Origin of the sequence: Lentzea sp. (assembly GCF_035525475.1) — a bacterium.
Taxonomy (GTDB): Bacteria; Actinomycetota; Actinomycetes; order Mycobacteriales; family Pseudonocardiaceae; genus Lentzea.
In genome coordinates this window covers 22,127-38,873 of sequence record NZ_DATLEC010000063.1, presented here as the reverse complement: position 1 = coordinate 38,873, position 16,747 = coordinate 22,127, and the positions used below count along the sequence as shown (strand labels likewise).

The following is a 16,747-nucleotide window of genomic DNA, read 5'->3' as shown; positions in this document are numbered from 1 at the left end:
GTGTTCACCGGGATCGTCGAGGAACTCGGCCACGTGGTCGCGACGGAGGACCTGCCCGACGCGGCACGGATCCGCGTCGCGGGCCCGATCGTGACCAGCGACGCCAAGCACGGCGACTCCATCTCGGTGAACGGCGTCTGCCTCACCGTCGTGGAAGTCGAGAACGGCACCTTCACCGCCGACGTGATGCGCGAGACGCTCACGCGCAGCAGCCTCGCGAAGGTCGCCGAGGGGGACAAGGTCAACCTGGAGCGCGCGGCCGCGGTCGGCCAGCGCCTCGGCGGCCACATCGTGCAGGGCCACGTCGACGGTGTCGGCACGGTCCTCGCGCGGGAGAAGGCCGAGCACTGGGAGATGGTCCACGTCGGACTCCCGCCGACCCTCGCCCGTTACGTCGTCGAGAAGGGCTCCATCACGGTCGACGGGGTCTCGCTGACGGTCGTCTCCGTCTCCGAGGACCAGTTCACCGTGAGCCTGATCCCGACGACCCTGGAACTCACCACGCTCGGGCACCGCACGCCGGGCTCCCTGGTGAACCTGGAGGTCGACGTGCTGGCGAAGTACGTCGAACGACTGGCGATCCCGCACCTGCGGGCCATCGCGGGCGAGGAGGCCCAGTGAGCACGGAGTACGCCGAGATCGAGCGCGCGATCAAGGACATCGCCGCCGGACGGCCCGTGATCGTGGTCGACGACGAGGACCGCGAGAACGAGGGCGACCTGATCGTCGCCGCCGAGAAGGCGACGCCGGAGCTGCTCGCGTTCATGGTCCGCTACACGTCCGGGTACGTCTGCGTGGCGCTGACGGACTCCGACTGCGACCGCCTCGACCTGCCGCCGATGTACCACACGAACCAGGACCAGCGCGGCACCGCGTACACGGTCACCGTCGACGCGCGCGAGGGCATCAGCACCGGCATCTCGGCCGCAGACCGGGCGCGCACGATCCGGCTGCTGGCCGACCCGACCTCGAAGGCCACCGACTTCAACCGCCCCGGCCACGTGGTGCCGCTGCGCGCCAGGGACGGTGGCGTGCTGCGCCGCCCCGGCCACACCGAGGCCTCCGTCGACCTCGCACGTCTCGCGGGACTGTCTCCCGCCGGCGTGCTCTGCGAGATCGTGTCGCAGAAGGTCGAGGAGGACATGGCCCTGCGCGACGAGTTGGAGGTGTTCGCGGCCGACCACGACCTCGCGCTGATCACGATCGCCGACCTCATCGCGTACCGCCGCCGCGTCGAGACCCAGGTCGAACGCGTCGCGGAGGCACGGATCCCCACGGCGCACGGCGTGTTCACGGCCGTGGGCTACGACAGCCTGCTCGACGGCATCGAGCACGTCGCGCTCGTGTACGGCGACATCGCCGACGGCGAGGACGTGCTGGTGCGCGTGCACTCCGAGTGCCTCACCGGCGACGTCTTCGGCTCGTTGCGCTGCGACTGCGGCCCGCAGCTCGACGCGGCGCTGGAAGCCGTTGCGGCACAGGGACGTGGCGTCGTGCTGTACATGCGTGGCCACGAGGGCCGCGGCATCGGCCTGATGCACAAGCTGCAGGCCTACCAGCTGCAGGACCAGGGCGCGGACACCGTGGACGCGAACCTGGTGCAGGGCCTGCCCGCCGACGCACGCGACTACGGCACGGGCGCGCAGATCCTCGTGGAGCTGGGCATCAAGTCCATGCGGCTGCTGACGAACAACCCGGCCAAGCGGGTCGGGCTGGAGGCCGGATACGGTCTCCGCGTGCTCGACCGGGTGCCGCTGCCGATCTCCCCGAACCCGGAGAACCTGCGGTACCTGCGCACCAAGCGCGACCGGATGGGCCACGAGCTGCACCAGCTGGAGCAGTACGAGGCCGTTGTTTCCGCTACGGAGGACCAGGAATGAGCGGCGAGGGCCGTCCAGAGCAGACGAAGCTCGACGGCAAGGGCCTGAGCGTCGCCATCGCGGCGACGCGCTGGCACACCAAGATCACCGACCAGCTCGTCGAGCGCGCCCTCAAGGCCGCCGAGGACGCGGGCTGCGCCGACACGACCGTCGTGCGCGTCGCGGGAGCGATCGAGCTCCCCGTCGTGGTGCAGGAGCTCGCGCGCCACCACGACGCCGTGGTCGCGCTCGGTGTGGTCATCCGCGGTGGCACCCCGCACTTCGAGTACGTCTGCGACTCGGTCACCGACGGGCTCACGCGCGTCGCGCTCGACGAGTCGACGCCGGTCGGCAACGGCGTGCTGACCACCGACACCGAAGAGCAGGCACTGGCCCGCGCCGGCCTGCCGGACTCGGTGGAGGACAAGGGCTACGAAGCGACCGTCGCCGCGATCGACACCGCACTGGTGCTGCGCGGCCTGCGCCAGCCGTGGACGGAGCGGGGTTTCGAGTGATGACGACGATCGTGTTGCGTCCCAAGAAGATCCGTCGCGTCGCATGGGCATGCGCGATCGGCCTGGTCGTGGTGTTCACGGTGGTGGGCCTGCTGCTCGGCAACACCCCGACCGGCGTGATCTTCCGGACGTCCGACCAGGTCGCCATGATCGTCCTGGGCTTCCTGCTCGCGGGCGGTGTGCTGCTGCTGACCCGTCCGCGCGTCACGGCCGACGCCGAGGGTGTGGACGTGCGCAACGTCGTGACGTCGCACCACTTCGACTGGAAGGACGTGCTGTCGGTCAGCTTCCCCGACGGCGCCGCGTGGGCCCGTCTGGAGCTGCCGGAGGACGAGTACATCTCGGTCATGGCCGTGCAGGCCGTCGACCGTGAGTACGCCGTGTCGTCCGTGCGCGCGTTGCGCGAACTGCACAAGGCAGCGAACTAGGTCCACTGGCCGAGGATCGCGCCCGCGAGCGCGAGCCCGACGACGTGGTAGCCCGCCCCGATGGCCGCGAAGGTCAGCGGGGCGGGCTTCGTCATGTCGTAGGAACCCGTCACGAACCGGACCGGCAACGCGATGCCGACACCGATGACGAGGCCGAGCAGGATGCCTTCCATGATGGTGTCGGTGCCCGACGCGGCGCCGATCATCGCGGTGACGAGCGTGAGGACGAAACAGGTGGCCAGCGGCACCACCAGGATGGCGACGCCGACCTTCTCGGGGGGACTGAGGTCCCACCCGGAGGCCCGTTGCCAGACCCTGCCGAAGGCGTACTCCGCGTACCACACCATTCCCAGCGCGAAGTAGGCGATCGCGGCCACGACAACGGCCAACCAGTTCAGGTCGCCGAGCACAGTCAAGCTCATGAGGGGTCTCCCGCGGTGATCAGGGTGACTTGGCATCGCGGGCGGCCAGGTAGCTGTTACCGGTGGTTCGGGTTTCGACATCACGGTGACGAATGGACCGCCCGCCAGGAGGGCGAGCGGTCCACGTCGTCACGTCACTTCGGCGGTGGCGGGACGTTGCAGCGCACGGGTGCCGACTCGTTGCCGGACGCGTCCTTGGCGCTCACCAGGGCGTCACCCTTGAGCGTGATCTTCCAGTTGATGTCACCGGCGCCGGGCTTCTGCGTCGGTGCCGCTCCCGGGGCCTGCACCAGCTTGATCTTCGTGCCGCTGGGGAAGCCGCCGAACACCGCGGCGCTCGCCGTGTCGCGGACGAAGACCCGCGGGTTCGGGTCGACGGCGTCCGTCGCGCTCAGCAGGTAGAACCCGTCCTCGTTGTTCGCGGGCGGAACGGTGCCGCCGCTGGGGTTGTTCGTCGGCGTGCACGTCACGACCGGCGGCGTGGTGTCCACCCAGTCCTTCGAGACGTCGTCGCAGACCGCGTTGCCGTTGGCGCGCGTGAAGCAGCCGCGGATCGTGTCGGTACCGAGCCCGGCGAGGCCCTGCGTTCCGGGGTAGGTGAAGTCGGTCAGGCCGTTGGTGGCCGTCGTGCCGTTGCCCGCCGCGCCGGTGTTGGGGCCGGACAGCACTCCGAACGTGACGCCGATGCCGGACACCGGGTCGCCGAAGTCGTCGGTGACCTCGGCGGTGACGGTGTGGGTCTGGCCGGGGGTGCCGAGCTCGTTCACCGCGTGCTCGGGTTCGACGTCGATGTGCGCCGCACACCCGTGCACCTTCACCGTCGGGTTGGGGAACGCGACGGTGCGGCCCTGCGCGTCGCTGTAGGACACGGCCGGGTTCACGGCGAGCGTGCCGCCACCGGCGGCGGGGAGGTGCGTCGCGGTGAACGTCAGCGTGACGCTCTCCGTGCGCAGCTCGCCGATCGACCACGTGAGCTGGTTGCCGTTCTGGGACACGCTGCCCTTGGACGCGGCGGCGCCGCTCACCGAGAACTGGGAACCGACGGTGTCGACGACCTGGACGCCCGTGGCCGCCGGCACGACGATCGCCGCCCCGATGGTCCCGAAGATCTGCTGCAGCTGACCGGAGTCCGGCGCGAAGAAGTAGTGCACCCCGTCGTCGGGGTCGGTCGTCCAGTCCTTGATCTCCGCTTCGAACGACGTGACGCGCAGGCCGATCGCGAAGATCTCCGTGCCGGCGGCACGGGCGGCCGCGGCGGCCGCGCTCGCATCCACGCCCGCGGTCGTCTCGCCGTCCGTGATGATGATCATCTTCTTGGCGTTGCCCGGCACCGACCCCGCGAGTTCGGCCTGGCCGGTCAGGATGGCGTCGGAGTGGTTGGTCTGGCCCACGGCCGACAGGGAGTCGATGGCCGATTTCACCGCCGCGGCGTCGCCGGTCAGACCTGCGTCGACCGAGGCGTCGGAGGCGAAACTGGTCACGCCCACGCGCGAACCGTTGGCGATCACACCGTTGAGAGAACCGTCGGTCGCCTGGTCGATGATGTCGACAAAAGATTTCGCCGCGGCTTTCAAATCGGCGATCGGTTGTCCCTGCATGCTGCCCGACCTGTCGAGCACGAGCTCGATGTCGGCGGGGTTGCCCGCGATGCCGGTCTCGGCCTTGAGCGTGACCGTGACCGGAACGGTGCCGCCGCACTGGATGTCGGTGGCGCCCAACGACTTGTCGCCGGTCACGGTGCCGTCCGCGGCCGTTGCGACCTGCCAGGAGAACGGGACGGTCAAGGCCGCTACCAGCGCTGCGACGGTGATCCCGGCTCTTCGTCTCGGCTTTCTCGCTTCCATTGCGATACCTCCTCTTGGCCCATCGGCGATGGGTCAGAAGAGGCTAAGTCCGACTAAACCTGATGGCGACGAAATTCACCCGTGTGCAGCAGCGAAAAGTGTTAGCCGCATTTATCCAAATGTGACGAAAGGCCCGTCCGGAACGCGTCCGGACGGGCCTTTCGAAATGATCAGCTACTAGCTGCGGACCATCTTGCGCAGCACGTACTGCATGATGCCGCCGTTGCGGTAGTAGTCGGCCTCACCAGGCGTGTCGATGCGGACGACCGCGTCGAACTCGACCTTCGAGCCGTCGGCCTTCGCGGCCACCACGTGCACCGTCGACGGCGTCGTGCCGTTGTTCAGCTCCGTGATGCCGGTGAAGTCGAACGTCTCGGTGCCGTCCAGACCCAGCGACGCGGCGGTGTCGCCCTGCGGGAACTGCAGCGGCAGAACGCCCATGCCGATCAGGTTCGAGCGGTGGATGCGCTCGAACGACTCGGCGATGACGGCGCGGACGCCGAGCAGCGAGGTGCCCTTGGCCGCCCAGTCGCGCGACGAGCCGGAGCCGTACTCCTTGCCCGCCAGCACGACCAGCGGGACACCGGCCTCCGCGTAGGCCACCGACGTGTCGTAGATGGTGGTCTGCGGGGCGTCGGCCTCGAGGAAGTTGCGGGTGAAGCCACCCTGCACGTCGTCGAGGAGCTGGTTGCGCAGGCGGATGTTCGCGAACGTGCCGCGGATCATCACCTCGTGGTTGCCGCGGCGCGAGCCGTAGGAGTTGAAGTCCTTGCGCTCCACGCCGTGCTCGGTCAGGTACTTGCCCGCGGGCGAGTCGGCCTTGATCGAACCGGCGGGGGAGATGTGGTCGGTGGTGACCGAGTCACCGAGCAGCGCGAGGACGCGGGCACCCGAGATCTCGGTGACCGGCGACGGCTCCATCTGCATGCCCTCGAAGTACGGGGGCTTGCGCACGTAGGTGGAGTCGGCGTCCCACTCGAACGTGTTGCCGGTCGGCGTGGGCAGCGACTGCCAGCGCTGGTCGCCGGCGAAGACGTCCTTGTAGCCCTTGGTGAAGCCCTCCGGGGAGATCGAGGACGAGATGGCCTCGGCGATCTCCTGCGGCGACGGCCAGATCTCGTGCAGGTAAACCGGCTTGCCCTCGGTGTCGGTGCCGAGCGGTTCGGTGGTGATGTCCTTGTCCATCGAACCGGCCAGCGCGTACGCCACGACGAGCGGCGGCGACGCGAGGTAGTTCATCTTGATGTCCGGGTTGATCCGGCCCTCGAAGTTGCGGTTGCCGGACAGCACCGAGACGACCGCGAGGTCGCCTTCCTGCACGCCCGCGGAGATCTCCTCCTGCAGCGGGCCCGAGTTGCCGATGCACGTGGTGCAGCCGTAGCCGACCAGGTGGAAGCCGAGCTTCTCCAGGTACGGCATGAGGCCGGCGCGCTCGTAGTAGTCCATGACGACCTTGGAGCCCGGCGCCAGGGTCGTCTTGACCCACGGCTTGCGCTCGAGACCGCGCTCCACGGCCTTCTTCGCGAGAAGGGCCGCGCCGAGCATCACGGACGGGTTCGAGGTGTTGGTGCACGACGTGATCGCGGCGATCGCGACGGCGCCGTGGTCCAGCTCGAACTCGTTGCCGTCGAGCGAGACCTTGACCGGGTTGGACACACGGCCCCGGGAACCCTCGGCCGCCGTCTGGATGCGCGGTGCGCCGTCGCCGTTCTCGCCCTCGTGCACGGCGATCGGGTCGGAGGCGGGGAACGTCTCGTCGATGGCCTCGTCGACGTCGGACTTGGTGTCCTCGACGTGCGCGACGTAGTCCTTGAGCGCGGTGCGGAAAGCGCCCTTGGCATTGGTCAGCTCGATGCGGTCCTGCGGGCGCTTCGGGCCGGCGATGGACGGGACGACCGTCGCGAGGTCCAGCTCCAGCGTCTCGGAGTAGACGGCCTCGCGCGACGGGTCGTGCCAGAGGCCCTGCTCCTTGGCGTAGGCCTCGACGAGCGCGATCTGCTCCTCGGACCGGCCGGTCAGGCGCAGGTAGTCGATGGTTTCGCCGTCGATCGGGAAGATGCCGACCGTGGAGCCGAACTCCGGCGACATGTTGCCGATGGTGGCGCGGTTCGCGAGCGGCACGGCGCCGACGCCCTCGCCGTAGAACTCGACGAACTTGCCGACGACGCCCTGCTTGCGCAGCATCTCGGTGATCGTCAGCACGAGGTCGGTGGCGGTGGCGCCCGCGGGCAGCTCACCGGAGAGCTTGAAGCCCACGACGCGCGGGATCAGCATGGAGACCGGCTGGCCGAGCATCGCGGCCTCGGCCTCGATGCCGCCGACGCCCCAGCCCAGCACGCCGATGCCGTTGACCATCGTGGTGTGCGAGTCGGTGCCCACCAGGGTGTCCGGGTACGCCTGGCCGTTGCGGACCATGACGACGCGGGCCAGGTGCTCGATGTTGACCTGGTGCACGATGCCGGTGCCGGGCGGGACGACCTTGAACTCGTCGAACGCCGTCTGGCCCCAGCGCAGGAACTGGTAGCGCTCCCTGTTGCGCTGGTACTCGAGGTCGACGTTCAGCTCGAACGCGTCCGGGCGGCCGAAGATGTCGGCGATGACCGAGTGGTCGATCACGAGCTCGGCGGGCGCGAGCGGGTTCACCTTCTCGGCGTCGCCACCGAGCTGGGTGACGGCCTCGCGCATGGTGGCGAGGTCGACGACGCACGGGACACCGGTGAAGTCCTGCATCACGACGCGGGCGGGCGTGAACTGGATCTCGGTGCTGGGCTCGGCGGCCGGGTCCCAGTCAGCGAGCGCGCGCACGTGGTCGGCGGTGATGTTCGCGCCGTCCTCGGTCCGCAGCAGGTTCTCCAGCAGGATCTTCAGGCTGAACGGGAGACGCTCGGCGCCCTCCACGGCGCTCAGCCGGAACACCTCGTACGAGGCGTCACCGACGTTGAGCGTGCCGCGGGCGCCGAAGCTGTCCTTGCTAGGTGCAGTCACGTGCAACTCCATCTGGTGACAGCGCGGTGGTCAGTTCGGGGTTCGGGGAGAGTCTTCCTCACCAGGTCGACCGCTGCCCCTCGACCCCAAACAGTACGCTTGTCCTGTAATCGCGTTCAACCCAGGTCGCCCTAAGTCACGTGATCAACCCCGATGGCGCCGAGGGGGAGCCCGGCAGAGCCGGGAGGTCGAGCGTCGGTCATCGGTCCGTCGGCCACCATCCGGCTCGACTCGACCGTCACCGGGTAGACGCTGCGGCCCGACGCGAACGCGACGTCTCCCGCAGGAGGTGGACCGGGTCGATCGGGTCACTGATCGGGACGGCGACGTCGTGCGTTGCCATCATCGCGACGACGTGCAGCTCGGTCTCACCGATGGTGCCGCGCCGCTGTGTTAATCGGTAATGGATGTGGCGTGACGGAGAGTTTCTCAAGCGAACATGAGAATGATTCCGAACGCGCCCAGCATCAGCAGTTTCGCGCATTCGAGCACGATGTAGGCGACGTGCGTGCGCGACCGGGGAGGCGCCCCTCCGTCGATGATGACCCGCGCCCTGGCCTCGAGACGGGGACGCAGCAGCACGACCTGGACGGCCAGCGTCACGGCGAGCGCGATCAGCAGCACCGTCGCGGCGAGCGGGCGCGGGGCGAACGCGAACGTGACGGTGACGGCGGTCGCGAGCACGATCTCCGAGGCGTTCAACGCGCGGAACACGAGCCGGCCGATGCCGAGCCCCAGCGGCAGCGTGATGCCGGGCGCGCGGAACTTCAGCGGCGCCTCGATCGAGATCGCGAGGACCATGCCGAACCAGATGCACGCCAAAGCGAGCGGAAGCGGTGTCATGGGTGGTTATCTTGGCGTGGTGCTCCTCGACCAGGTTTCGAAGCGCTACGGGCGTGGACCGTGGGTGCTGCGCGACCTCACCCTCGAAGTCTCCGGCCTGACCGTGCTGACCGGCGCGAACGGCACCGGGAAGTCCACGCTGCTCAAGATCGCCGCCGGTGTCCTGAAGCCGACGTCCGGGCGCGTGGTGCGGCCCGCGTCCGTCGGCTACGTGCCGGAGCGGTTCCCGTCGGACGTGAGGATGTCCGCTTCGTCGTATCTGGCGCACATGGGACGGATCCGGCGCGCCGCGGGGGCGGATGTGCTGGAACGGCTGGGGTTCGTCGGCTCGATGACGGCGCCGATGTCGGAGCTGTCGAAGGGCAACGCGCAGAAAGTCGCGCTGGCGCAGGCGTTCCTGGCATCGGACGTGCTGGTGCTCGACGAGCCGTGGACCGGTCTCGACCCGGCGGCGTCCACCGAGCTGGTGTCGTTGCTGGAAGGACGGACGGCGCTGGTGTCCGACCACGAGGGGCATCTTTCCTCGGCGACGCGCGTGGACCTCGCCGGTGGGCACGTGACTATCGAGCTCAGCCGGGTGGTGGGGCTGGACGCGTTGGAGGCGTTGGAAGGCGTGCGGTCGGTGTTGTCGCGCGGCACCTCGGCGCGGGTGGTGGTGGAGCCGGACCGCAGCGATCACGTGCTCGCCGAGGCGTTGCGGCTCGGGTGCTCGGTGCGGAGCGTGCGATGATCTCCCTGGTGCGGTACCTCGCGGCCGACGTGTTCCGCGGGCAGCGCTTTCTGGCACCCCTGCTGGTGTTCCTGGGCGTGATGGGGATGTTGTTCTCCTCCGACGCCGGGCAGCCGCTGGAGGCTTATTCGGGTTCGGCCGCGTTGCTGTACCCGATCACGGCGTGGATGGCCGTCGTGGTGGCGACGTCCGAGGACGCGGTGCGCCGTGAGATCACCGTGGTGTCGGTGGGCGGCTGGCCTCGCGTGCTGACCGCCACGGCGCTGGTCGCGGTGTCGGCGGCTCTCGTCATGGCGTTGGTGGCGGCGGTGTGGCCGGTCGTGACGAACCCGCACCCGTACGCGCTCGGCGAGTTTTTTGTCGGACTCGGGGCGCATACTGTCTGTGCGCTGCTTGGTTCTGGTGTGGGACTGATGTTCACGAGGCCGGTGTTCGACTCGATCGGGCGGACCGTGCTCGCGGTGTTCTCCGTCGTGGTCCTGACGTACCCGCTGGGGCGGTCGACTCCGCTCGGGTGGGTGCTGGACGCGCTGGGGCACAACGAGGTGTCGTTGTCCGTGCTGTGGGCCGGAGTGTTCGGGGTCGCGTTGGTGACGGCCGCTGTCGCCGTGGGTGTCCGGCGGGCCTGATGCGCGTCAACGTTCTCGGACCGCTCCAGGTCGTGGTCGACGGCGCTCCCGTCGAGGTGCGCGGGAAACGGCTGCGGTGGTTGCTGATCCGCCTGGCGATGGAGCCGGGCAGGGTGGTCGCCGCCGAGCGGTTGATCGCCGACCTGTGGCCGGACGAGCCGCCGGTGGACGGTGTCGCGGCGCTGCAGTCGCTGGTGTCGCGGCTGCGTCGCACGGTGGGCGCTTCGTCGGTGTCGTCACACGCTTCCGGCTACCGGCTGGAGGCGTCGACCGACGTCGAGGAGTTCGCGCGCACCCGTGACGCGGCGTTGTGGCGCGGTGCGGCGTTCGAGGAGGCGCCGTTCGCGGTGGACGAGGCCGTGCGGCTGGCGTTGCTGCGCGACGACCTGGCCGGCATGGAGGCTCTGGCCGCCGCGCACCCGTTGCGGGAGGACGTCCAGGCCCGGCTGATGCTGGCGCTGCACGCCGCCGGTCGCCGGTCGGACGCGCTGGCGTTGTTCGAACGCGTCCGGTCGGCGTTGGCCGACTCGCTGGGCGTCGACCCCGGCGAGGCGCTGGCGGCTGCCCACCTCACGGTGCTGCGGGAACGCGTCTCGCGGGGCAACCTGCCGGCACCCGTCGGCTCGTTCGTCGGACGTGACGCGGACCTGGCGTCGCTGGCGTCCTCGTTGCGTGACAACCGGTTGGTGACGCTGACCGGTTTCGGCGGCGTGGGCAAGACACGGCTGGCCCTCACGCACGCGGCCTCGGTGCCGCAGGCGTGGTTCGTCGAGCTGGATTCCTCGGCGGAACCGCTGGCCGCACTGGACGCGGCGCTGGGCCCGAACCCGTTGGCCACGCCGGTGTTCTCGCGGCTCGGCTCGTCGCTGGTGGTGCTGGACAACTGCGAGCACGTCGTGGACGCGGCCGCGGCCCTGTGCGTGAGACTGCTGGCCGAAGCGCCGGACGCGCGGGTGCTGGCGACGTCGCGCGAGCCGCTGGGAATTCCGGGCGAGGTCGTGCACCCGGTGGCGCCGCTGGACCTGGACCAGGCGGTGCGCCTCTTCGCGGCACGAGTGGGATCGGCTTTCGACCCCGGCGTCGTGCGGCGAGTTTGTGCTGCCCTGGACGGGATCCCGCTCGCGGTGGAGCTGGCCGCGGCGCGGGCCCGGTCGCTGTCGGCCGCCCAGCTCGAGTCGCGTGTGGACAGCAGGCTGCGCCTGCTGGACAGGGGAGCGCGCACCGGTCCCGCGCGGCACCGGACGTTGCGGGCGGTCATCGACTGGAGCTGGGAACTGCTGGACGACGCGGAGCGCCTGCTGCTGGCCCGGTTGGCGGTGTTCGTCGGCGGGGCGACGGCTGTGGCGGTGCACGAGGTGTGCGGTCACGGCCTGGGTGCGGGCGGCGCTGGGGCCCGCCGGTCGGCCGAGCCCGAGGACGTGCGGCCCGAGCAGCTTCGGTCGCAGCGGGGTTCGGAGGGGTGGGCTGTCCGCGAGGCCGGCGAGACGGTGCAGTTCGGCGGGACGGTGCGGGACGGCGGCCCGGTGGAGCGCGGTGGCCAGGCGACGCACGGCGGTGAAGCAGAACTCGCCGGCCAATCAGGGCGCGGCGGTGAAACGGGCCACGGCGGTGAAGCGAGGCTCGGCGACCAAGCGAGGCTCGGCGACCAAGCGGGGTACGGCGGCCAGGCGGGGCGCGGCGGTGAAGCGGGACGTTCACCCGGCCCCCGAGCGGTGAGCGACAGCGCGGCGGTGCACGACGGCGAGGGTGTGCACGACCTCGGCGACACGGTGCGGAACCTCGGCGACGCGGCGCACGACCTCGGCCGAACACCGCCTGCTGCCGCCGCGGCAGGCTCGCGCAGGGGTACCCCCGAACTGGGAACCCCTACATCTCAACGTACTCAGCACCCCCGACAAGATCAGGACCTCTGGGACACCGAGGACCTGCTGGCCGCCCTCGTCGAGAAGTCGCTGGTGGTCAGGACGGGCGAGCGGTACCGGCTGCTGGAGACCGTGCGCGAGTACGCCGCGGAACAGGGACAGGTCGATCCCGCCGGGCACGCCGCCTACTACGTCGCACTGGCCGAGCGGCACGAACCGTTGCTGCGCGGGCCGCGGCAGCTCGAGGCGCTCAAGGTCTTCGACGTGGAGCGGGCGAACCTCGACGCCGCGCAGGCCTGGGCGGTCGAGAACGACCCGGTGATCGCGCGGCGGATGATGGCCGCGCGCACCTGGCATTGGCTGGTGATGACCAAGCGGTTCGAGGAGATCCGCCGGTGGGCGCCGCTCACGCCGGACGACCCGCTGTCGGAGGTGCTGGCCGCGCTCGGCACGCCGGCGGCCATGGCGGCGGGGGAGCGGTTGTGGCAGGAGGACGTGCCGACGGCGTTGTGCGCGTTGATGCTGACCAGCGGGCAGGTGTGGGGGCAGGTCGAGCTGGGCGACCGGCTCGCGGCGCTCGCGGGCCGGCTGGAGCGGTCAGGGGACGAGTGGATGCGGGCGTTCGCCGCGCTCGTCCGGGGTGTCGTGGCGGGGGAGTTCAGCGAAGGGGCCGCGCCTCGAGCCGAGGCCGCCTACCGGGAGTCGCTCGACCGGTTCCGGGCGGTGGGGGATCGGTGGGCCGTGGTGTTCGGGTTGTCGTGCCTGGTCATGGTGTTGATGAACCGGGGTGCGTTCGCCGAGGGGTTCCAGGCGGTCTCGGAGGCGAGGCGGGTGGCGGCCGAGCTGGGCGAACCGGAGAGCGTGCTGGTGCCGATGTCGGCGCTGCTGCAGGCGGCGCGCCTCAAGGTGCGGCTCGGCGACCTCGCCGGGGCCCGTGCGGACCTGGAGCTCATCCGGACGCCGGAGTTCGACCTCGACCGGGCACGGGTCGCGCTCGCCCACGGCGAGGTCGCCTACTTCAACGGCGACTTCGAGGAGGCCGTGGCGCTGTACCGGCAGGCGCTCCACACCATGGAGGACTCGCCCGCCAACCAGTTCCGCGCGACCGTCCACGCCGGACTCGGGCTCGCGCTCACCCGCCTCGGCAACCTCGGCGAGGCGGGTGAGGAGCACCGCAAGGCGCTCGACGTCGTCGGCAGGAGCGCCGACGGGCCCGCCCGCGCGATGGTGCTGGAGTGGTACGCGGACTGGCTGTTCGCCCAGGGCGACCCCCGCGGCGCGGGGGAGGTCCTGGACGAGGCGGAACGGCTACGCGGCGGTCCCAGCAGCGACCCGGCGGTGGTGCAGCTGCGTGACGGGGTTCGCGCCGAAGTAGGCGTCGATCGCTGACCTGCCGATGGCGGCGACGTAGCCGTCCGGGCGCACCAGCACCGGGCCGTCGGGGAGGTCCAGCGTCACGAAGTCCGGGCCGCGCAGCAGGTCGAAGATCCGCTCCTGGCCGACGGTCCCGTCGGGCATGCGGTCACCCGGCCGCAGGCCCGGCCCGTCCTCGGTGCGGTACGACAGCGAGAGCTGCAACGTCTCGTCGCCGCGGCGCTCGAACGGGCGGCCGGACGACATGATCGCGGTCGTCATGCCGAGCAGCCACTCCGCGACCGGCTTGCGCTCGGTCTCGTAGGTGTCGAGCAACGTCTCCATCCCGAGCTTCCAGCCGAGGTTGTAGGCGTCCTGGATGCCGGTGTTCATGCCTTGTGCGCCGGCGGGGGAGTGCACGTGCGCGGCGTCACCGGCGAGGAACACGCGGCCGACGCGGAACCTGTCGACCATGCGGATGTTGGTGCGGTACACCGACATCCACGTCGCGTCGTGCACGACCACGTCGTCCAGGCCGGTGCGGTCGCGGACGATCTCCCGGTAGAGCTCCAGCGACGGGTCGCCGTCGCCGGCCGCCTGGAACTGGAAGAGGTCCGTGCCGGGCAACGGGCACAGCGCGAGCCAGCGGTCGGGACGGCCGCCCCACTGGTGCCAGTGGTCGCGGTCGAGGCCGGAGAGCCGGACGTCACCGACGAGCATCCGCTGGTCCTCGTGGGTCTCGCCGACGAACGAGACACCGAGCTCCTTGCGCACGAACGACTTCCCGCCGTCACACCCGACGAGGTACTTCGCGCGCACGGTCTGGCCGCCGACCACCGCCGTCACCCCGGAGTCGTCCTGCGTGAACGACGTCAGCGGCATGCCGTACTCGACGGGCTGGGGAAACGCTTCGCGGAGGATCTGCTCGACGCGGAACTGCGGGATGAGCATCGTGCGCGCGTAGGGGCGCTCGGTGGTGGGGTGGCGGCCCTCGTGCATGTCCCACTCGCGCACCATCTCGCGGCCGTTGTAGGCGCGCATGGTCATGTCCAGCCTGCCCGAGGCGAGCACGGGCTCGATGACGCCCAGGTCGTGGAAGACCTCCATGCTGCGTGGCTGCAGGCCCTTGCCGCGCGACCCGGCGAACGGCGCGGCCGAGGCGTCGACGATCCGGAACGGGACGCCGCGGCGGTGCAGGTCGAGTGCCAGGGTGAGGCCGGTCGGGCCGGCGCCGATGATCAGAACCTGAATGTCCATGACGGCAACACTCGGCTCATCAACTGCCGAGGCCCTGTCACCGCGCTGTTGCGGGTGACAGGGCCTCGGGCGACCTGCGGAAGAACTACTTCTTGAGCAGCGCGATCAGCGCGTCGACGTCCTTGGGCTCGAAGCCGCGGAACAGCGTCAGCGCCAGCTCGTAGTACGAGCGGACCGGGCTCACGTACCACTTGCCGTCGACCTCGGTGGCGACGACGCCGACACCGGTCTTCATGACCGACCCGGCCACGCGGCCGATGATCTCGGCGGCCTCGGCGGGGATGTTCTTGCCGCCCTGCTGCTGCACGAGCTGCGTGATCTCGTCGGCGCAGAGCTTCTGCGAGCCCTGGCCGGGCACCTCGGCCGCGTAGCAGTCACCGTCGCGGGTGATCGTGACGGTCTCGCCCTCGGCGGTCACCGACACCTTCTTGACCGTGACCTGCTTGCCGCCGGCGACGTCCTTGACGTCGGTCTCCAGCGTGTTCAGCTTGGCGCCGGTCTTGTCCATCCTGCCCGCCTGCTCCAGCAGCAGCGGGCCGAGGTCCTGCAGCACACCGGCCTCGTCGGGCGGCAGCAGCGTGATGACCTTCTTCAGGTCACCGTCGAGCGCGGCGTTGACCAGGTTCTTGGCGGCGTCCTCCGGCGAGCTCGCACCCTCGGGCGCGAAACCGGACTGCGGCCACTTGAGCTTCTCCTCCTCCAGGACCGCGTTGGCGATCGTGTAGAAGGCGCTCGGGTACCACTTGTCGCCGACCTTGATCGACGCGATGCCGATCGGAGTGCCGCGCTTCTGCACCTCGGCGGTGATGTCGACGGTCTCGGACTTCGACGACGTCAGGTTGATGTCATCGCCGAGCGCGTCGACGAGCTTGTCGGTGAGCGGGATCTTCGACGCGTCCGAGGTGATCGTGATCTTGCCCTCGACCAGCTTGTTGATGGTGAGGTGGTCGTTGATCTTCTCGGTCTTGGTCTCGTCGAACTTGATGTTCTCGCTCTTGAACTCGACGCCCGTGAGCTTGTTCGGGTCCGCCTCGGGCTTGAGGATCTCGAGGCGCTTCATCTCCTTCGTCATCGACTCCATGTAGTCCTTCGACAGCGCCGCCTCCGCGGGCGCCAGCGAGGCCATGATGCCGACGACGTCACCGCTGCCGAGCTGCTCGATCAGGTTCTTCGCCGCGACCTCGGGGGTGTCCTGGCCCGCGTTCGCCGCCGGGTCGGACTTCTGCAGGGCGAAGAACGTGACGCCGCCGCCGATCAGCAGCAGCACCGCGACCACGGCCGTGACGACCAGGCCGGTGCGCTTCTTCTTCGGCGGCTCGCCGCCCATCGGCGCGTAGCCGTACGGCTGCTGCTCGAAGCCCTGCTGCGGGAAGCCCTGGGGACCGGTCTGCGGGAACCCCTGCTGCGGGAAGCCCTGAGGACCCGTCTGCGGGAACCCCTGCGGCCCGGTCTGCGGGTAGCCGCCCTGCTGCGGGTTGCCACCTGGCTGCTGCTGGTAGCCGCCCTGCTGGGGCTGCTGCCCGTACGGGTTGTTCTGCGGCTGCCACTGGCCGCCGCCGCCACCTGGGTAGCTCACGGGTTCCCTCCTGGAGTTCTCACTGCGCTGCGCCTGGACGAGGTGAGCACCGTGATCGCCCCCGCGATCGTCAGTACGGCACCGGCAAGGGTGGTGATCGGTCCAGCGGTGCTGATTCCGACCAATGAACCCTTGCTATCCCCTTGGACTGTGGCTAGTAGTGCCACGGTTCCACTGATCGTGCCAAAGAGAAGGCCGGTGCACGCGGCAAATCGACTAAATCGGAACACGAAGAGGGCGATGGCGATCATGGCGAGCGGCGTCAGACCCACCCAGACGGCCGTGACGACGGTGCCCGCCACCCCGTCCAGCCCGGCGAGACTACGCAGCGAAAGCACCTCGTAACTGTCCCTCGTGGTCGATCCGGATTTCAGCCAGGGCAAGAAGGTCCCGGCGATCGACGTGACCAAGCCCACTGCCGCTACGGCGGCTCCCACAGCGCTG

14 protein-coding genes are annotated in these 16,747 nt (G+C 70.0%); 7 read left to right on the top strand and 7 right to left on the bottom strand.

Annotated elements, in window-relative coordinates; genetic code table 11:
• Genes VM306_RS10970 through VM306_RS10955 form a run of 4 tightly spaced genes read left to right on the top strand, consistent with a single transcriptional unit; the run spans window position 1 to window position 2,802 of the window.
• Window positions 1-621 carry a riboflavin synthase gene (locus VM306_RS10970; RefSeq protein ID WP_325513726.1) on the top strand — a complete coding sequence of 207 codons (621 nt, stop codon included), beginning with the start codon at window positions 1-3 and terminating at the stop codon, window positions 619-621.
• Window positions 618-1,880 carry a bifunctional 3,4-dihydroxy-2-butanone-4-phosphate synthase/GTP cyclohydrolase II gene (locus tag VM306_RS10965; RefSeq protein ID WP_325513724.1) on the top strand — a complete coding sequence of 421 codons (1,263 nt, stop codon included), beginning with the start codon at window positions 618-620 and terminating at the stop codon, window positions 1,878-1,880. The genes VM306_RS10970 and VM306_RS10965 overlap by 4 nt, the downstream gene beginning before the upstream one ends.
• A complete protein-coding gene (gene ribH / locus VM306_RS10960; protein WP_325513722.1) occupies window positions 1,877-2,374 on the top strand; it encodes a 6,7-dimethyl-8-ribityllumazine synthase in 498 nt (165 codons plus the stop codon). Before VM306_RS10965 ends, ribH begins: the two co-directional genes overlap by 4 nt.
• Window positions 2,374-2,802: a PH domain-containing protein gene (locus VM306_RS10955; protein ID WP_325513720.1), complete on the top strand. Its 429-nt coding sequence runs from the start codon at window positions 2,374-2,376 to the stop codon at window positions 2,800-2,802. The genes ribH and VM306_RS10955 overlap by 1 nt, the downstream gene beginning before the upstream one ends.
• Here VM306_RS10955 and VM306_RS10950 read toward each other — a convergent pair.
• The 4 genes from VM306_RS10950 to VM306_RS10935 all read right to left on the bottom strand — a co-directional run bounded on the left by VM306_RS10950 (window position 2,799) and on the right by VM306_RS10935 (window position 8,896).
• Window positions 2,799-3,224: a DUF1761 domain-containing protein gene (locus VM306_RS10950; RefSeq protein WP_325513718.1), complete on the bottom strand. Its 426-nt coding sequence runs from the start codon at window positions 3,222-3,224 to the stop codon at window positions 2,799-2,801. The genes VM306_RS10955 and VM306_RS10950 overlap by 4 nt on opposite strands.
• Window positions 3,225-3,358: 134 nt before the next feature.
• A complete protein-coding gene (locus tag VM306_RS10945) occupies window positions 3,359-5,068 on the bottom strand; it encodes a VWA domain-containing protein (RefSeq protein WP_325513715.1) in 1,710 nt (569 codons plus the stop codon).
• A gap of 177 nt (window positions 5,069-5,245) precedes the next feature.
• Entirely contained in the window at window positions 5,246-8,053 is a 2,808-nt protein-coding gene (acnA, locus tag VM306_RS10940; RefSeq protein ID WP_325513713.1) for an aconitate hydratase AcnA, read from the bottom strand.
• 429 nt (window positions 8,054-8,482) lie between these two features.
• The gene (locus tag VM306_RS10935) at window positions 8,483-8,896 is read right to left on the bottom strand and encodes a hypothetical protein (protein WP_325513711.1); all 414 of its coding nucleotides are present in this window, start codon (window positions 8,894-8,896) and stop codon (window positions 8,483-8,485) included.
• On the opposite strand from VM306_RS10935, the gene VM306_RS10930 reads away from it, so the two are divergent.
• Genes VM306_RS10930 through VM306_RS10920 form a run of 3 tightly spaced genes read left to right on the top strand, consistent with a single transcriptional unit; the run spans window position 8,895 to window position 13,506 of the window.
• Window positions 8,895-9,626 (top strand): ATP-binding cassette domain-containing protein, encoded by a 732-nt coding sequence (locus tag VM306_RS10930; protein WP_325513709.1) that lies wholly within the window; start codon window positions 8,895-8,897, stop codon window positions 9,624-9,626. The genes VM306_RS10935 and VM306_RS10930 overlap by 2 nt on opposite strands.
• Window positions 9,623-10,255, top strand: coding sequence for a hypothetical protein (locus tag VM306_RS10925; protein ID WP_325513707.1), 633 nt, complete (start codon window positions 9,623-9,625; stop codon window positions 10,253-10,255). The genes VM306_RS10930 and VM306_RS10925 overlap by 4 nt, the downstream gene beginning before the upstream one ends.
• Window positions 10,255-13,506 (top strand): BTAD domain-containing putative transcriptional regulator, encoded by a 3,252-nt coding sequence (locus tag VM306_RS10920; protein WP_325513705.1) that lies wholly within the window; start codon window positions 10,255-10,257, stop codon window positions 13,504-13,506. Before VM306_RS10925 ends, VM306_RS10920 begins: the two co-directional genes overlap by 1 nt.
• Here VM306_RS10920 and VM306_RS10915 read toward each other — a convergent pair.
• From VM306_RS10915 to VM306_RS10905, 3 genes are all read right to left on the bottom strand, one after another.
• Window positions 13,426-14,727 carry an FAD-dependent monooxygenase gene (locus tag VM306_RS10915; RefSeq protein WP_325513703.1) on the bottom strand — a complete coding sequence of 434 codons (1,302 nt, stop codon included), beginning with the start codon at window positions 14,725-14,727 and terminating at the stop codon, window positions 13,426-13,428. The genes VM306_RS10920 and VM306_RS10915 overlap by 81 nt on opposite strands.
• Before the next feature lie 85 nt (window positions 14,728-14,812).
• Window positions 14,813-16,303 (bottom strand): flagellar basal body protein FliL, encoded by a 1,491-nt coding sequence (locus VM306_RS10910; protein WP_325513700.1) that lies wholly within the window; start codon window positions 16,301-16,303, stop codon window positions 14,813-14,815.
• Window positions 16,300-16,713, bottom strand: coding sequence for a hypothetical protein (locus VM306_RS10905; protein WP_325513698.1), 414 nt, complete (start codon window positions 16,711-16,713; stop codon window positions 16,300-16,302). Before VM306_RS10905 ends, VM306_RS10910 begins: the two co-directional genes overlap by 4 nt.
• Window positions 16,714-16,747: the final 34 nt, after the last annotated feature.